The 15,999-nt window shown below is 70.1% G+C and carries 11 protein-coding genes; all 11 read right to left on the bottom strand.

All coding sequences use genetic code 11. The features are described 5' to 3' along the window. Positions 1-5: 5 nt before the first annotated feature. The 11 genes from tssH to MYMAC_RS23695 all read right to left on the bottom strand — a co-directional run bounded on the left by tssH (position 6) and on the right by MYMAC_RS23695 (position 15,990). Positions 6-2,654, bottom strand: a complete 2,649-nt coding sequence (tssH, locus tag MYMAC_RS23745; RefSeq protein ID WP_095959741.1) for a type VI secretion system ATPase TssH — start codon at positions 2,652-2,654, stop codon at positions 6-8. Positions 2,655-2,694: 40 nt separating this feature from the next. Beyond that, positions 2,695-3,738, bottom strand: coding sequence for a type VI secretion system baseplate subunit TssG (tssG, locus tag MYMAC_RS23740; RefSeq protein ID WP_204816922.1), 1,044 nt, complete (start codon positions 3,736-3,738; stop codon positions 2,695-2,697). Next, on the bottom strand, positions 3,702-5,453 hold the full coding sequence (gene tssF / locus MYMAC_RS23735) for a type VI secretion system baseplate subunit TssF (protein ID WP_013941374.1): 1,752 nt from the start codon (positions 5,451-5,453) through the stop codon (positions 3,702-3,704). Before tssF ends, tssG begins: the two co-directional genes overlap by 37 nt. 36 nt (positions 5,454-5,489) lie before the next feature. Further along, a complete protein-coding gene (tssE, locus tag MYMAC_RS23730) occupies positions 5,490-5,885 on the bottom strand; it encodes a type VI secretion system baseplate subunit TssE (protein ID WP_013941373.1) in 396 nt (131 codons plus the stop codon). Positions 5,886-5,967: 82 nt separating this feature from the next. Continuing rightward, positions 5,968-6,459 carry a type VI secretion system tube protein TssD gene (gene tssD, locus MYMAC_RS23725; protein ID WP_013941372.1) on the bottom strand — a complete coding sequence of 164 codons (492 nt, stop codon included), beginning with the start codon at positions 6,457-6,459 and terminating at the stop codon, positions 5,968-5,970. Positions 6,460-6,578: 119 nt separating this feature from the next. Beyond that, a complete protein-coding gene (gene tssC / locus MYMAC_RS23720) occupies positions 6,579-8,063 on the bottom strand; it encodes a type VI secretion system contractile sheath large subunit (RefSeq protein ID WP_013941371.1) in 1,485 nt (494 codons plus the stop codon). Between the two features lie 25 nt (positions 8,064-8,088). Beyond that, positions 8,089-8,583 carry a type VI secretion system contractile sheath small subunit gene (tssB, locus tag MYMAC_RS23715; RefSeq protein WP_013941370.1) on the bottom strand — a complete coding sequence of 165 codons (495 nt, stop codon included), beginning with the start codon at positions 8,581-8,583 and terminating at the stop codon, positions 8,089-8,091. Positions 8,584-8,665: 82 nt separating this feature from the next. Continuing rightward, positions 8,666-10,642 (bottom strand): type VI secretion system protein TssA, encoded by a 1,977-nt coding sequence (gene tssA, locus MYMAC_RS23710; RefSeq protein ID WP_095959739.1) that lies wholly within the window; start codon positions 10,640-10,642, stop codon positions 8,666-8,668. A gap of 5 nt (positions 10,643-10,647) precedes the next feature. Then, complete coding sequence (tagF, locus tag MYMAC_RS23705; RefSeq protein WP_095961667.1) at positions 10,648-11,580, bottom strand: type VI secretion system-associated protein TagF; 933 nt, start codon at positions 11,578-11,580, stop codon at positions 10,648-10,650. 1 nt (position 11,581) lies between these two features. Next, positions 11,582-15,274 (bottom strand): type VI secretion system membrane subunit TssM, encoded by a 3,693-nt coding sequence (gene tssM / locus MYMAC_RS23700; RefSeq protein ID WP_013941367.1) that lies wholly within the window; start codon positions 15,272-15,274, stop codon positions 11,582-11,584. Next, entirely contained in the window at positions 15,274-15,990 is a 717-nt protein-coding gene (locus MYMAC_RS23695) for a DotU family type IV/VI secretion system protein (RefSeq protein ID WP_013941366.1), read from the bottom strand. The genes tssM and MYMAC_RS23695 overlap by 1 nt, the downstream gene beginning before the upstream one ends. Between the last annotated feature and the right edge of the window lie 9 nt (positions 15,991-15,999).

Here is a 15,999-nt window from a genome sequence, read left to right as displayed (position 1 = left end):
TTCTCTCAGGCCTCGGCGAACCGGAGGTCCCAGTCGCCTGTCTCGGTCAGGGCCACGTGCAGCTTCGGGGGCACCGCGCCGCCCACCAGGTGCTGCAACAGCTCGCGGGACAGCGCCGGCATCAGCGAGCCCTGGAGGATCTGCTCCATGTTGCGCGCCCCCATCTCCGACTCGGTGCACCGGCGCGCCAGCTCGTCCAGCAGCTCCGGCGCCAGCGTGGTCTCCACGTTGTGCGCCTCGCGCAGCCGGCCCACCAGCTTGGCCAGCTTCATCTCCGCGATCTGGCGCATCACGTCGCGCTGCACCGGGCCGAAGGGCACCACCGTCATGCGCGCCAGCAGCGCCGGCTTGAAGTGCTGGCTGAGCGTGGGGCGAATCACCGACAGCACCTCCTCGGAGGTGGGCTGCGCGCCGTCCTCGAACATCCGCATCACCAGGTCCGAGCCCAGGTTGCTGGTGAGGATGAGCACGGTGTTCTTGAAGTCCACCGCGCGGCCCTCGCCGTCCGTCAGCGAGCCCTTGTCGAACACCTGGTAGAAGAGGTTCATCACCTCCAGGTCGGCCTTCTCGCACTCGTCCAGCAGCACGACGGAGTAGGGCCGCTGCCGCACCGCCTCCGTCAGCAGGCCGCCCTCGCCATAGCCCACGTAGCCCGGCGGCGAGCCGATGAGCCGGCTCACCGTGTGCTTCTCCTGGAACTCGCTCATGTTGAGCGTCGTCATGAAGCGCTCGCCGCCGTACAGCGCGTCCGCCAGCGCCAGCGCCGTCTCCGTCTTGCCCACGCCGCTGGGGCCCACGAAGAGCATGACGCCAATGGGCGTGTCCGGGTTGCGGATGCCCGCCTGGGAGATGCGGATGATCTCCGCCACCTTCGTCAGCGCCGCCTCCTGGCCGCGCACCCGGCCCCGGAGCTTGTCCTCCAGGTTGAGCACGGACTCGAGCAGGTCGCTGCGCATCTTCCCCACGGGCACGCCCGTCCAGCCCGCGACGACGCGCGCGACGATGTCCGCGTCCACGTCCGCGTGCACCAGCGGCACCTCGCCGCGCGTGGCGGCCAGCTTCGCCGCCGCTTCGTCCACCGCCGCCTTCAGGGGCGCGGTGTCCGTGTCCGCGGGCGCCTCGCGCAGGGCCTTGCGCGCCTCCAGCAGCGCCGCCACCGCGGTGCGCTCGGTCTCCCAGCGCGCGTGCAGCGCGGCGCGGCTGTCCACCGTGGCGCTCAGCTTCGCCTCCACCTCCTCCAGCGTGGCCTGGGCATCCGTGCCGCCCGTGCTCTCCGCCAGGTCGCGCTTGCGCGCGTCGCGCTCGCGCTCCAGCGCCGAAATCTCCTGGTCCAACTGCACCAGCTCCTCGGGCCGGGTGGACAGCTCAATCTTCACCCGGGCCGCGGACGTGTCGAGCAGGTCCACCGCCTTGTCCGGGAGCTGCCGGCCGGAGATGTAGCGGCTGGACAGGTGCACCGCGGCGGTGACGGCCTCGTCGCGGATGATGACGCCGTGGGCCGCCTCGTAGGTGGGCCGCAGGCCGCGCAGCATCAGCTCCGCGTCCTCCACGCCAGGCTCCTCCACCTTCACCGGCTGGAAGCGCCGCTCCAGCGCGGCGTCCTTCTCGAAGTACTTCTTGTACTCGGCCCAGGTGGTGGCCGCGAGCGTGCGCAGCTCGCCGCGCGCCAGCGCCGGCTTGAGCAGGTTGGACGCGTCCGTGCCGCCCTGCGAGCCGCCCGCGCCGATGATGGTGTGCGCCTCGTCGATGAACAGGATGATGGGGGTGGGGGAGGCCTTCACCTCGGCGATGACGGCCTTGAGGCGGTTCTCGAACTCGCCGCGCACGCCCGCGCCCGCCTGGAGCAGGCCCAGGTCCAGCCCCAGCAGCTCCACGTTCTTCAGCGCGTCGGGCACCTCGCCCCGGACAATGGCCCAGGCCAGGCCCTCCACGAGCGCCGTCTTGCCCACGCCGGGCTCGCCCACCAGGATGGGGTTGTTCTTCCGGCGGCGGGAGAGGATGTCCACCATCTGCCGGATTTCACGGTGCCGGCCGAAGATGGGGTCGATCTTCCCCTCGCGCACCCGGCCGGTGAAGGACGTGGCGAAGCGCTTGAGGGCCTCGTCCCCGCGGCTGCCGGCCACGCCGCCCGCGGCGCCACTGGCGGCGGCGTCCGCGGTGGCGACCTCCACGTTCTCCGGCGACGGCCGCAGCACCACGTCCAGCGATTCCAACAGCTCGTCGCGGCGGATGGCGTCCAGCTCCGGGAACAGCTCCGCGGTGTAGCGCGAGCGCCGGCTGACGAACTGCGTGAAGAGCAGGCCCGAGCGCAGCCGCGTGGCGCCCTGCTCCACGGAGGCCAGCAGCCACGCCTCCTCGAACCACTGGAACAGCGTCTCGGAGAAGACGGGGCGGCCGGCGTTGCCCGCGCGCAGGCCCTGGAGGGCGCGCTCCATGCTGGCCAGGAGCTGGCGGCGGTCCACGCCGAACTGCTGGAGGATGCGCGCGACGTCCGAGTCCTCAGGCTCCAGCATCTGCACCAGCAGGTGCTCCGGGACGATTTCATAGAACCGTCCCGCGCTTGCCCGGGCCACGGCGGCCTCGAGCAGACGGGTAGAGGTGGGCGTCAGGCGACGGACGAGCGCTTTCGGATCGACGCGAATGGGAGCCCCCAAGAGTGACAGCGAAGGTGGACGGTATACCGGCTCTGGCGTTTCATTTCACCACGGGGACGCTCAGTTGCGTCTGCTGGCTCAGGCCCAGCCAGGTGTCCCGCCCGAGCTGGCTCGGCTCCTTGCTGGAGAGCCGGAACTGGTGCTGCACGCCCTCGGTGAGCCCCAGCTCCAAATCGTACTCCAGGGGGTCCCTCACGAAGAGCGCCACCACCTCCCGCACCAGGGGCAGCAGGTCCCCCTCCTGCATCAGCCGCTTGTAGGCGCGCGGCGGCAGCGGCCGGATGTGGATTTGAATCTTCCCCGTCCTGTCGAAGGCCCGGCCCCCCAGCAGCATGTTGCGGCCGAGCTGGTGGTTGGAGTGGCCCAGCCGCGCCCGGGCGTCGATGTCCACCCAGCGCCCCACGAACTGGCGCACCGACACGCGCGCGCCCTCCAGGTCCTCGCCCAGCACGTCCTCGAGCGCGACCTCCAGTTGCTCGGACGTCCTGGCCCGGCTGGCCAGCAGCGGGGCGATGCGCAGCAGGCGCCAGGTGGGCAGCGTCCCTTCCAGGGGCCGCTCGTAGGTGTCGAAGCCCCCCAGCGCCAGCAGGCGCCGGGACCACTGGTCCGAGAAGGACGTGTCCGTCTCGCTGGTGACGCGGTACTTCGATTCAATGCGGTACAGCAGCGACAGCAGCCGGTGGTGGAAGAGGTCCAGGAACTCGCGCCGCACCGGGTGGTCCGGGTCCTCCTGCGCGACCTCCTCCGCCATGAAGTGCGGCAGGGGGCTCACCGCGCCCGTCAGGCCCAGGAAGCGCGTCACCACCTCGAAGAGCGGCCGCTTCGAGTACGGGTCCTCCGCCCGCACCGGCACCTGGTGCAGCGTCACCGACGTGACGTCCCCGGAGGAGAAGCCCAGGGACGGGTCATGCCGGAAGCGAATCATCTCCTCGTTGACGGGCCCCGCGCCGCCCACGCGGGTGGCCTGCGACGTCAGCCGCTCCAGGAACGCCACCAGCGGGAAGAAACCCACCCGCGGCGCCAGCCCGGCCAGCTTCTGGGCCGTCTCTACAAGAGCGTCTGGGTGCCGTTCCTCGGAAGCCACGCGAACTCCGTCTGCGAGGGGTGAAGCCGGATGCTCAGCTCGTTGAAGGAGTTGATGGTGACGTGGGAGGCGAGCAGTTCCTCCAGCACGCAGCCGAAGAGGAACGAGTCCCCCACGCCCATGAAGTTCTCTTCGTCCAGGTCCACCCGCGTGCGGTGGCCCCGCAGCGGCGCGCCCTCCAGGAAGCGCGTCACCGGCTTCGTCTCCACCGCGCGGATGGCGTTGATGCGCAGGCGGCTGGCGCGCGCCGCCAGGTTGTCGGTGAGCGAGTGGAAGTTGTACAGGTCCATCAGCCGCCGCAGCGCGGCCGCGTCCGCCAGCGAGTGCTGGTTGATGGCCAGGTGCGACAGCAGCCGCCAGTGCAGCTCGGAGCCCAGCGGCGCGCGCGCCGGCCGGCTCACGGGGGAGATGTTCTTGAACTTCGCCTGCGTGGGACTGGCGGACGTGGAGGCCGTCAGGTCCCCCACCTGCAGCCGCGAGGGCAGCGAGCGGTTGGTGCACGTCAGGTCCATGGACAGCGCCTCCTCCCCGGCGACGTCCGGCGCGACGTTCCGCGGCGTCTCCAGGGTGATGTACGTGTCGATGCCTTCGTCCAGCGGCGAGGGCGCCCGGCGCAGCCGGTAGAAGGCCTGCTCCGCGTCCCCGCCCGCCGTGTGCGTGAACTCGTAGAAGGGCCGGTAGACGCGGCGCTCGTTGCGCCCCGCCTTCAGGCCCGTCACCGTGTCCACCGAGTAGATCTCCGCGTGGTTGGGCGGCAGGTCGGACGCGCGCAGCAGGTGCTCGCGGTCCAGCGCGCGGTGGAGGACGGGGTCCGCCGGCACGCTGAAGAGGTTCACCACCGGCGCGCAGTGCAGCCGGAACATCTCCCGGTGGATGCGCGCGTCCAGGGGCGGCGGACGCTCCAGGTGGAAGGCGAGCTCGAAGCGGTCCTCCTTCAGCCCGGCGGCGGCGTCCAGGCCCCGCACCTCGAAGAAGAGGAACTTCTCTGGCAGCGTCAGGTACTCCTGGAGGTGCCGGTAGCCCTCGCTGGCGCGGGGCCAGGGCAGCAGCTTGAAGTCGCGGTGGAAGCCCACCGGCTGGATGGCGTTCGCCGCCAGCTTGATGCCTTCACCTTGCGCGGCCACGCCGCGCACGCGCACCTGACGGCAGTAGCGCAACAGCCACAGGAGCACCACCGACGCGGCGGACAGGTCGGCGTGGATGAACAGGCGCAGGCCCTGCTCGCGCAGCACCTCCGCGCGGCCCTGCTCCGTCGTCTGGAAGAAGAGCCGCAGCACCGGCGCGGTGATGGACGAGCGGTCCAGGAGCGCGTCGGTGAGCTGCACCGGCAGCAGGTCCACGTCCGTGGTGGTGCGGAAGACGCAGCTCGTGCCGTCAATGGGCTGGGACGCCACCTCCGCCCCCGCCGGCAGCCGCGAGCGGCCGCGCAGCGCGCGCAGGTGGGGGGTGAACTCGATGATGGTGGAGGCGGGCAGGGGCCGCAGGTAGTGCGGCAGCAGCAGCTCGGTGAGGCCGTGCACCAGCTCCGGCACGTCGTCGTCCACGCGCTCGCGGATGCGGGCCGCCAGGAACGCGAAGCCCTCCAGCAGCCGCTCCACGTCCGGGTCCGCGCCGCGCTCCACCAACAGGCCCGCGACGGAGGGGTTGGCCAGCCCGAAGGCGCGCCCCATCTCCCGCAGGTACGACAGCTCGCTCAGGTAATACTTGCTGAACATCCTCGCCCTCCGCCACGCACCCCTGGATTCACCGGCTCACCACAGGTCCACGCGCCCGCCTGGATGCACCTGGGTGTGGAAGCGCACCATGCCGCGCCGGTCCCGGGTGGCCAACTGGGCGGTGATGTCGAAGCGCAGCGCCGTCGGGTCCACCGGATCCGCGTTGTAATTCACCACCACGCTCTTCAGGCGCGGCTCGAACTCCTGGATGGCCTGCCGGATGGACTGCGTCATCCGCGGTATCGCCGACGGGTAGGAGTGGACGACGTCGTTCAGGTCCAGGATGCCGTAGCCCGGCGACGCCACGGACTCCCCCTTGCGTGTGTTGAGCAGGCTGCGCAGGTGCTCGGCGATGGATTCAACGACGTCGCCAGGTGGGGCGAGCGTGCCGTTGCCTTCAGCGATGCGCGACAACAAGCCTCGGGAGCCCATGGGTTCTCTTCAGCAACAGGGTATCCCAACCCCCGGCCGCCCGCGTTGCCCGCTGCGCGGACGGCCGGTGGAGGGAAGGACATCAACGCTGGGTGTCCCAGGTGTCCTCGTGCGTGACGCCGCCGTTGGTGATGGTCCAGTTGATGGTGTGGAACACCAGCTGGACGGTCTCCATCGGGGGCAGGTTGGTGCTCGCGGGGACGAAGGAGTTCGGCACCGTCTGCTGGATGGCGTTGATGCGCGCCTTCTTGACGGACACCGTGTAGAACTGCTCGGTGGTGCCGTCGCCCGTCGGGTTGGGACGGAAGAACTTGAAGGTCGCGTCGATGACCTGGTTCTCGCACAGGGCCTTCATCAGCAGCGGCGACGCCTTGTCGATGCGCTTGGTGATTTCGATGCCCTCGTACTGGCGGCGGCCCGTCGCCAGACCGGAGCCGGCCTCGCGAGCGGTGAAGACCTTCTGGCTGTAGGCCACGCACTCGATGGAGTCAGCGCGGCCCAGGCTGGTCTGCGTGCTGTCGCCCTTGATGTCCGTCCCGTTCGCCTTCAGGTACAGGTGTACTGATTCAGCCATGACTTCAACCTCTTCGCTTTGCGCGCGTCCGCGCGCTGGTGGACCCGGGCTCACCGTGAGCCCGGGCTTGTTGGAGCCCCTAAACTAGCTGAAACGACCGACGCTGGGTGAAACGGGCTCTACTCCTTGTCCAACTTGCCGACGAGCGACAGGGTGAACGACGCGCCCATGTACTTGAAGTGGGGGCGCACCTGCAGGCTGCAGCGGTACCAGCCCGGCTGACCGTCCACGTCCTCCACCACCACGCGCGCGGCGCGCAGGGGGCGGCGCGAGCGCACGGCGGGCGCGGGGTCGTCCATGTCGGAGATGTACTGGCTGAGCCAGTGGTTGAGCTCGCGCTCCAGGTCGGACTTCTCCTTCCAGCTTCCAATCTGCTCGCGCTGGAGCACTTTGATGTAGTGCGCCAGGCGGGTCATGATGAACATGTAGGGAAGCTGCGTGCCCAGGCGGTAGTTGGTCTCCGCCGCCTTGCCCTCGGGCGTGTTGCCGAAGAACTTGGGCTTCTGCGTGGAGTTGGCGCTGAAGAAGGCCGCGTTGTCGGAGTCCTTGCGGAACACGAGCCCGATGAAGCCCTCCTCGGAGAGCTCGAACTCGCGCCGCTCGGTGAGCATGACCTCGGTGGGAATCTTGGTCTGGATCTCCCCCATGGCCTCGTACTGGTGCAGCGGCAGGTTCTCCACCGCGCCGCCGGACTGGGGCCCGATGATGTTCGGGCTCCAGCGGAACTTGGCGAACGAGTCCGCCACGCGGCTGGTGAGGGCCACGGAGGCGTGACCCCACAGGTAGCGCTCGTGGTGGCCCACGACGTCCTCGGTGAAGTTGAAGGCCTTCACCGGCACCGTCTTCTCACCGTAGGGCAGGCGCAGCAGGAAGCGCGGCAGCGCCAGGCCCACGTAGCGCGCGTCCTCGCTCTCGCGGAAGGAGTGCCAGCGGGCGTACTGCGGACCCTCGAAGAGGGACTTGAGGTCCTTCAGGTCGGGCAGCTTGAGGAAGCTCTCCTCGCCGAACACCTCCGGCGCGGCGTTGCCGATGAAGGGCGCGTGCGCCATGGCGGCCACGGAGGCGCACTTGCGCAAGAGCTCCATGTCCTGCGGGCCCACGTTGAAGTCGTAGTTGGCGGAGATGATGCCGTAGGGCTTGCCGCCGAAGACGCCGTACTCGTTGGAGTACACCAGCTTGTACAGGCCGCTCTTGGTGACCTCCGGCGCGTCCTCGAAGTCCTTCTGGAGGTCGTCCTTGGAGACGTTGAGCATCTCCACGCGGGTGTTCTCGCGGAAGTCGGTGCGGTCCACCATGAACTTCAGCGAGCGCCACGAGGACTCCAGCTTCTGGAACTCCTGCGCGTGGAGGATTTCGTTGACCTGGGCGGACAGCCGCTTGTCGATTTCGGCGATCATCGCGTCGACGAGCGCCTTGTCCACGCGCTCCTCGGCGCGGTTGGGCGCCAGCATCTCCGTGATGAAGGCCTGCACGCCGCGCTTGGCGACGTCGTAACCCTCGTCCTTCGGCTTCAGCTTGGCCTCGGACAGGATTTCGTCGAGCAGGGACAGCGAGGCGTCATTGGCGACGCCCGTGGACTTCTGGGTCTGGGTCTCGTTGGCCATGGTGATTCGGTTCCCCCGGAAAGGGCTACTTGGTCTCTTCGGTCAGACCCAGTTCCTTGATGAGCGCCTTGCGGCCGTCCTCGTCGGCGAGCAGGGCCTGGAGCTTCTTGCGGAACGCCGGCAGGTTGCCCAGGGGCCCCTTGAGGGCGTTGAGCGCGCTGCGCAGCTCGAGCAGCTTCTTCAGCTCCGGCACCTGGTTGACGACGCTCTCGGGCGAGAAGTCATTCAGGTTCTTGAACTGGAGCGACACGTTCATCGTGGCGCCCGGGTCGGCCGAGAGCTTGTCGGCGGCGGTCAGCGTGACCTTGAGGTTCTGCTGGGCCATGACCTCGTTGAAGTTGGCCTTGTCCACGTTGATGGGCGCGCGCTGCTCCAGCGGACGGGCGTCTTCCTGCCCCGTGAAGTCACCCAGCATCAGCACCTTCAGCGGCAGCTCCACCTGCTCCTGCGCATTGCCGGTGGCGGGCTTGTAGACGATGTTGACGCGCTCGGTCGGGGCGACGGAACTCTCTTTGCTCATCTGCGGCTTTCTCCTTGAAAACTGCGTAGAAGACGCGGGCGTCGCATGGGGGAGGGCTTCGCCGCGGTACGACGGGGGGCCTTCAAGCGCCGACGCGCAGCGTGGCGGAAGAGTCCAACAACGCTAGACGACGATACCGGTTTCGAAATTTCACTGCCACCGGGCCCGACTCCTTTTCAGCGGGCGTTCGGGTTTGCAGCCACCCTTCCAGGCACGCGGCGGCGAGCGCCGGCTCCCAGGTGTCGAGCGCGTGGGCGGAGACCTCTTCGTCCAAGGCATCATAGACGGCGCGCGCGAGCGGCAACTGGCCCGCATTGGCACACAGCCGCGCCAGCTCCAGCCGGGAGATGAAGCGCGCGCGGCCGGTGCTGGCGGCGGTGACGGCGGCCTGCAGCCGGGTGACGGCTTCGTGAACGCGGCCCTCGTCGAGCAACGTGCGGGCTTCGGCCTCCAGCGCCGCGCCGTCGCCCTGGACGGACGTCCCCAGCGCCAGGGGCGCAAGTGCCAGGGCCGTGGACAGCGCGGTGGCCGAGCCCGCCGGTGGGGGCGCGCTCGCGCGGAGGACCTCGTCGCGCAGCCAGTCCCGGGTGGCGTCGTCCGTGAGCGGGGTGCCCACGGTGGAGAGGAGCGTCTCCACGCCCGTCATCCGCCTGAGCTGGATGGCCAGCTCCTGCACCAGCGCGCCGCGGGCTCCGGCGTAGGCGCCGCCCAGGCCCTTCAAGGCGGTGGCGCTGTAGCGGTGGAGCGTCAGGGTGAAGCGGTGGCGGGCCAGCGCGGACTCGCATTCATCCAGCAGGTCGCCCCAGCGCTGGTTCTGCTCCAGGGTCTCCAGCTTGGTGCGCAGCAGCTCCGGCACCGGGTGGATCAGCGTCCGCCCGTTGCCATCCGCGGCGGGCGGCTGGGTCAGGTGAAGCCACAGGCCCATGCGCTTGAGGCGGTAGGAGAGCGGGTCCTCTGGGCTCACCCGGCGCAGCGCGTCCGAGGCGTTCAGCAGCGCGCCGCCCACGTTGCGCAGGAAGTCCGTCACCGCCTCCGCGCTGGACAGGTCCGGCGTGGACGGCAGCTCCGGGAGGGGCGGGACTTCAACGGCGGCGGCGCGTGCGGGGGCGCTCTGCGAGGCGGCGGTGCCCTGGGCCGTGGGGGCGTTCTTCTCGGCGGGGGCGCCCTGCGCGGCGTTGCCTTTGCCCGAGGCGCCACGGGGGCCGTGTGCCGCGTTTGCCTTGGCATTGCCCGGGCCCTGGGGCGCCTTGCCATGGCTTTCCGCGCTGTCATTGCCAGCGCCTGGCCCCGCGGCGTGCCTGCCATTGTCCGCGTCCCCGGCGGCGCGGCGGTCCGTGGCGGACGCGGCCGCGTCGTCTGGTGCCGCATCCGGCCGCAGGGCTCCTGCGCCGTCAGCGTCCTGGGACGACGCATTCCCGGCCTCGGGGGGACGCGAGCCATCCGCGTCCTCCGGGGACGCGCTGCGTCCAGCCGTGACGCTGGCGGGCTCGGGCTCGGGGAGCCCCGCGCGGAGCCTGGCGATGGCGTCCTGGAGCGGCCCGAAGGCGGGGGCCATGTCCGAGAACCGCTCGCGTGAGAGCTGGGCGAGGCGCTTCACCGCGGTGGCCAGCGCATCCAGGGGCTCGGCGCTCACGGAGGCCTGCTCCACGGTGGGCAGGATGCGGCCCAGCCGGTCCACGAACCAGCCCACGGCGTTGGCCCGGCCGCGCAGCCGCTTCGCCTCCGGGAAGAGCCCCTCCCAGTACTGCTCCGTCACCTCGGCGAGCACGGCCGCGCCGGTGGCTGCGCCGTCCACGCCTCGCGTGGCATACAGGCCATAGGCCAGGTACGCGGCGAGCCAGAGGTCCTTGGTGGTGTGCTTCAGCAGGTCGCTGGCGCCCTCGACGACGTCATCCCAGCGCACGGCTTTGCTGGCTGGCGACTCCAGCTTCGCCACCTCCAGCGCGACGGCTTCGTAGGCGGGCTCGTGCTTCGCCTGCACGCCGGCCGGGGACGCTCCCGGCACGGGCTCGGCCCAGGGACGGGCACGTTCACGAAGCTGTTCCAGGGTGGGTGGCATGGGCTTCAGCGCGACAGCGTTTGCAATAGCTGTTCCAGGGTGGTGGACGGCGCGTCGATGACCTGGCGCGCGGAGGCCGTGAGGCCCTTCCGGGCGACGTCGATGGCGGCCGGGCGTTCGGTGCGCAGCGGCCACACCTGCGCGCCCGGGCGGCTGGGCTGCGCCATGGCGAGGAAGAGGGCCGGGGAGGGCGCTCCCAGGCTGATGAGCAGCCGGGGCTTGTCGCCCTCGGACCAGAAGAAGGCCGGGGGCTGCTGCGTCCACTTGAGTAGCCGCGCGGACAGCTCCAGCCACGCCACCGGCCCCACGCGCGTGGACAGCGCGCAGTCGAGGGTGACGCCGGCGGGCAGCTGCTCCTTGCCGCGCTCGCTCGCGCACGCGGTGAGGAAGGTGTGCAGGGCATAGTAGCGCCCTCCGTCCGGGGCGCCCTCCACCACCGGGCCCAGCAGGTCCACGGTGTGGTGGTCCGCCAGCACGGTGTCGCGCAGCCGCTTCGCGAGGCTGTAGTCCCCCGGGCCCGGCAGCGGGAGCGCCGCCACCTGCTCCAGGAGCTGGGGCACCTCCAAGTCCGACGCGGCCTGGGCCAGCGCACCGGCGGCGCGCAGGAAGGGCTGGTAGGCCTCGGGCGTCAGCGCCAGGCGCGCGGCCGTCTCCGCCGAGGAGACCTCGGTGAAGACGGCCAGGGGGAAGGCCCGGCCCACGCTGTCCTGGCTGGGCGCCATCAGCCCCACCAGCGCCTGCTTCTGACCGGGCGCGGTGAAGACGAAGGACACGGGCTCGGCGGGCAGCTCCGCCCGGGACCTTCGCGAACGCTCCACGCCCGCTTCCATCCAGCCGTAGAGCTGGAGGGCCAGCGGGGTGGCCGCGTTGTGGCGGATGAACTCCGCCTGCCGGGGCGTCTTCCCCAGCAGGCCGATGCGCGGCGACTGCACTGCCATGTCAACGAACCCCATCCGCCGCGACGGCCTGCGACGCGCACTCACCCTTCCGCGCGATGCTCACCGGCGGCTGCAACCCCGGGTCCCGGAAGATGGCCAGCAGCTTGGACGTGTTGCCCGACATCCCGAAGAAGGGGTTCGCGGTGCGCTCCGGGCGGAAGTCGATGGAGACCAGCGCGCCGTTCATCTCCTCGATCTCCCACGTCGCCGTGAAGTAGCGGCCGTCGGCGCTGGGCTCGATGCGCTTGACGCGCTCCAGCAGGCGGAAAAGGCCCCAGTCACCCTCGGCCTCCAGCGAAGTCTCCGTGGAGCCATCCGCGCTCTGCACGGTGATGCGGGCGCCGAGCTTGCCGGCCTGGCCGGGCCAGATCATCGGCTTCCACACGGTGTCCGGGCCGTTGCGGTACGTCTCGTCCGTGCCGTCGAGCGTCAGGGTGATGGACGAAATCTGCGACGCCATCCCGTCCGCCGAGACGCCCGGGCGCAGGCGCACCTGGAAGCGGACCAGCGGGTCCACCGTGTCGCCGCCGGGGAAGAGGGTGGTGGACAGCGCGCCCGTCTTCTCCAGGAAGTTGAGCATGTCGGGCCGGTACATGACGCCGCCCGACGAGGTGAACTCCCACCGGCGCCCGGTGGCCACCACGTCCTCCAGGAGCTGCTCCTTGACGAACTTGCGCACCAGGCCGCCCTCGGGCCGGAGGAACTCCGCCACCTCCGGCAGGGGCGCGTCCGCCTGCGACGCGCGGTCGAACGGGTACTTCCCCTTGAAGGCGTGGTTCCACGCCAGCACCACCTGGTCGTTCCACAGCTTGCTCTTGTTGCAGGCCACGCCCACGAACACCACCGAGCGCATCTCCTGGAACGGGGGCAGCAGCAGCCGCTCGAAGATGGCGACGTTGTCCGTCTGCTTGCGGACCATCAGCTCCACGTTGTTGCGGGTGGTCTCGATCTTGTCCAGCAGCAGGCCGGACTCGGCCGGCTTGTCCTTCACCGCCAGCAGCGTCGTCTGGACGGTGGCGAGCTGGTCCTCGTATGAGTCCAGCGCCGTCAGGGACTCCTCGCCGTCCTCCGTCTTGGACGTCTCCGTGGCGAAGCGGATGAGCGAGGCGAACTCGCGCTCCACGTCGCGCGCGGTGACCTCCTGGGCGCCCGACGGAGAGTTGGCGTTGAGCAGCTCGCGCTTCTTCGCCGCCTCCTTCTCCGGCTCCGAGCCGAACAGCTTCCCCGCCCTGGCCAGGAGGCCCGTCTCCGCCTCCGCGGCCTTCGTGTCGCGCTTGTCCAGCACCACGTTGTAGGTGAGCGCGCGGAACAGCCGCCCGTAGGGCTTGGGCTTGCCGCGCGTCAGGTTCGTCAGCAGGCTCTCCATCTGCGTCAGGTTCTCCGGGGCCTGCACGCGGATGGAGCCGAGGAAGTCCTTCCACTCCTGGGTGTACGCCTCGAAGTAGCGCGTGCGCAGCTCGCGGCGCGAGCTCGCCGTGTCCACCTTCTCGTCGCGGTCCAGCACCCAGGACTGCTGGTCCTGGAAGGCCAGCTCCAGCCGCTCGCGGATGACGTCGTCGTAGGCCTTGCGCGTGAAGGCGCCCCGCACCCGGGACTCGGCGCTCATCTGCGGCACCGAGCCCACGAGCTGCTCCAGCGTCACGTCCGGGTACGCGCCGCTCATGTTGGCCACGAGCTGCGCCAGCTCCAGCCGCACCAGGGGCACGTTGTTGAGCGAGCGGCGCGCCGACTGCACCACGCCGGTGACGCGGCTGAAGGCGATGCGCTGCTCACGCGCCGGCTTGTGCTCCTCCGGGAGCATCTGCTCGTTGGCGAGCATCAGCAGGAACGTCTCCGCGTGGTTCGCCACGGCGCGCTCGTCCACCGAGTCACCCCGCACGCGCTTCCAGTGCTTGACGATTTCGTCCTGGAGCCACTTGCGCTGCGTCTCGTCCAGCTCCGGCTCGCGCGGGTCGCGGGGCGTCGTCACCAGCAGGTACATCTTCAGGTCGTCGAAGTACTGCCGGTACGCGTCGAAGTGCTTGCTGTAGTCCTCGTCGCTGCGCACCTTCAGCAGGTCCGGGTTCTTCCCGAAGCTGTCCAGCCGCTGCTGGATGAGCTCGAACTGCTTGCCGAGCAGCACCCGGCGCAGGGCCGCGTTGTAGAACTGGCGCGCCTGCGGCAGCAGCTTCTGGCCCTGATAGAGGCCGAAGCGCATGAACACCGGCGCGCCGCCCTCCTCGTACTCGGTCAGCTCCTGGAGCCGGTTGCGCAGGGGAATCAGGTCCTCGACGCGGCGGATGTCGTCGCGCGGGTCCAGGTTCACGCGGGTGATGGCGTCGGTGACGGCCTCCGCCATGCCGCGGTTCTGGAAGAAGGACACCGTGGGCAGCGACAGCAGCAGCACCGTGGCCGCGAAGGCCGCGCTGGCCAGGACCATCCGCTGGCGGCGCACCCGCGCCTCCTCCAGCGAGCTGCGCACCGCCACCTGCTGGTCCTGGAACATCACCTTGGTGAAGACGTCCCAGAGGAAGTAGCTGCGGCCGTCCGTGGCGCCGTCCGTCTGCGCCCGGCCGTTGGTGCTGCCGAACATCTCCGCCGCGGACGGGGACACCTTGTCCACCGGGCGCAGCTCCTGCGTGCCGCTGTTGAAGTACAGGCCGCGGAAGACGGGCGTGTCCTGGAACACGTTCTCCAGGAAGAGCGGCTGGAGGAACTCCGCCAGGTTCTTCCGGAGCGCGTCGAACTTCTGCGGGAAGCCGTAGATCTTCTCGCGCGTCTCCAGCCGGCGCTCCTGGCCCAGCCGGCGCAACGAGCGCTGCTCCAGCACGGAGAGCATCTCGTCGAAGCGCTCGCGGAACAGGTCCGTGCTCGCCTCGCGCTGCTGCTCCAGCGGCACCGTGAAGCCCCAGATCTGCCCGCGCTCCACGCGCGACAAATCCGAGAACATCTCCACGAAGCCGGGCAGCAGGTCGCACTTGGTGATCATCACGTACACCGGCACCAGCATCTTCAGCCGGGTGGTGATTTCATCCAGGCGCTCGCGGATGGTCTGCCCCATCTCCCCCACGGCCTGCGGGTCCGCGTTCAAGAGCTCGCTGACGCTGATGGCCACGATGAGCCCGTTGATGGGCCGGTTGGGGCGGTGCTTGGCCACCGTGTCCAGGAAGGCCAGCCACTCCGGCCGGTCCTCCTCCGCGCTGGTGTAGCGGCCCGCGGTGTCCAGCAGCACGGCCTCGTTGGTCAGCCACCAGTCGCAGTTGCGCGTGCCGCCCACGCCGCGCACGCCGCCGCGCGCGGAGAGGTAGGGGAACTTCAGCCCGGAGTTGCGCAGCGCGGTGCTCTTGCCGGCGCCCGGCGGCCCGACGATGAGGTACCAGGGCAGCACCGCCAGCGCGTCCTTGCCGCCGCGCGCCAGCTTGGAGGCCTTGAGGGCCTCCACCGCCTTGGTGAACTCCCCCTGCATGGCCTTGATTTCAGGCTGCAGGTCCGGCCGCACGGTGGTGGCCTGCTCATCCGCCTGCGCCGCCAGCGCGCCCTCCAGCTTCTTGGCGGCGGCGCGCGCGCGGATGCGTTTGACGAGCCACACCACGCCCATGGCCAGCAGGCCCGCGAGCGCGGCGATGATGGCCGCCTGCTGCATGGTGAAACCCAGGTACGTCATCAGGGCGAACATCGGCGCGCCGATGCCGAGCAGCGGTAGCAGGTACCCCATCACTGCGCCCCTCCGGCCGCCTGCGTCTGGCTGGCGCTCGTCGCGGTGTTGCGGGCCGCGTGGACTTCAATGCGGCTTCTGAGCTCACCAACCTTGTCGTTGAGGAAGAACTGCAGCACGCCGTAGAACAGGACGGCCACCGCGAGCGCGCCCGCGGAGATGCCCACCGCGGAGGCCTTCTTGCGCTTGGAGAGCAGCGACTCGGTGGGCCGGTCCCCGTGCGGTGACAGCACGTCGAAGTCGAAGGGCCGCGCGCGCTCCAGGTCCTTCTGCACCGTGTCGATGAGCGTCATCAGCTCCAGCTCGCCGCCGCGGATGCGGTAGCGGCCCTGGAAGCCGAAGAGCATGCACAGGTAGTAGACCTGCAGCACCTCGTGCCGGTGCGGGTCCTTGCGCACGGTGTTGAGGCGCGCGAAGAAGCCGTCACCGGCGACATTCTCATTGAAGTAGTGGAGCTGCAGGGGCATCCAGAGCTGCCGGTACTCCTCCGGCCGGCCCAGGACGACCTCGTCGATGAGCGCCACCAGCGCGTAGGCCATGTCCTGGGCGTCCTGATGGCTGAAGCCCAGCACGGCGGCGCGCCGCAGCGTCTCGTCCACCACGCCGCGCAGGCGGTGGTGCAGCGTCTCCGGCGGGGGCACCGCCGAGGCATCGGAGCCGCGGAGCTGGATGGCGGCGTCGAAACAATCCTTCGTGGCTTCGGTGACTCGGTCCATGGGCGGCTC

The sequence above is a fragment of the Corallococcus macrosporus DSM 14697 genome, assembly GCF_002305895.1.
GTDB lineage: Bacteria > Myxococcota > Myxococcia > Myxococcales > Myxococcaceae > Myxococcus > Myxococcus macrosporus.
The sequence above is the reverse complement of the archived record's forward strand: the minus strand, read 5'-3'. Positions and strand labels throughout refer to the sequence as shown.

What these genes read in the sequence shown, in the direction of transcription:
- tssF (WP_013941374.1), bottom strand. Translation starts at nt 5,453, where the DNA reads ATGTTCAGCAAGTATTACCTGAGCGAGCTGTCGTACCTGCGGGAGATG.
- tssE (WP_013941373.1), bottom strand. Translation starts at nt 5,885, where the DNA reads ATGGGCTCCCGAGGCTTGTTGTCGCGCATCGCTGAAGGCAACGGCACG.
- tssD (WP_013941372.1), bottom strand. Translation starts at nt 6,459, where the DNA reads ATGGCTGAATCAGTACACCTGTACCTGAAGGCGAACGGGACGGACATC.
- tssC (WP_013941371.1), bottom strand. Translation starts at nt 8,063, where the DNA reads ATGGCCAACGAGACCCAGACCCAGAAGTCCACGGGCGTCGCCAATGAC.
- tssB (WP_013941370.1), bottom strand. Translation starts at nt 8,583, where the DNA reads ATGAGCAAAGAGAGTTCCGTCGCCCCGACCGAGCGCGTCAACATCGTC.
- tssA (WP_095959739.1), bottom strand. Translation starts at nt 10,642, where the DNA reads ATGCCACCCACCCTGGAACAGCTTCGTGAACGTGCCCGTCCCTGGGCC.
- tagF (WP_095961667.1), bottom strand. Translation starts at nt 11,580, where the DNA reads ATGGCAGTGCAGTCGCCGCGCATCGGCCTGCTGGGGAAGACGCCCCGG.
- tssM (WP_013941367.1), bottom strand. Translation starts at nt 15,274, where the DNA reads ATGGGGTACCTGCTACCGCTGCTCGGCATCGGCGCGCCGATGTTCGCC.
- MYMAC_RS23695 (WP_013941366.1), bottom strand. Translation starts at nt 15,990, where the DNA reads ATGGACCGAGTCACCGAAGCCACGAAGGATTGTTTCGACGCCGCCATC.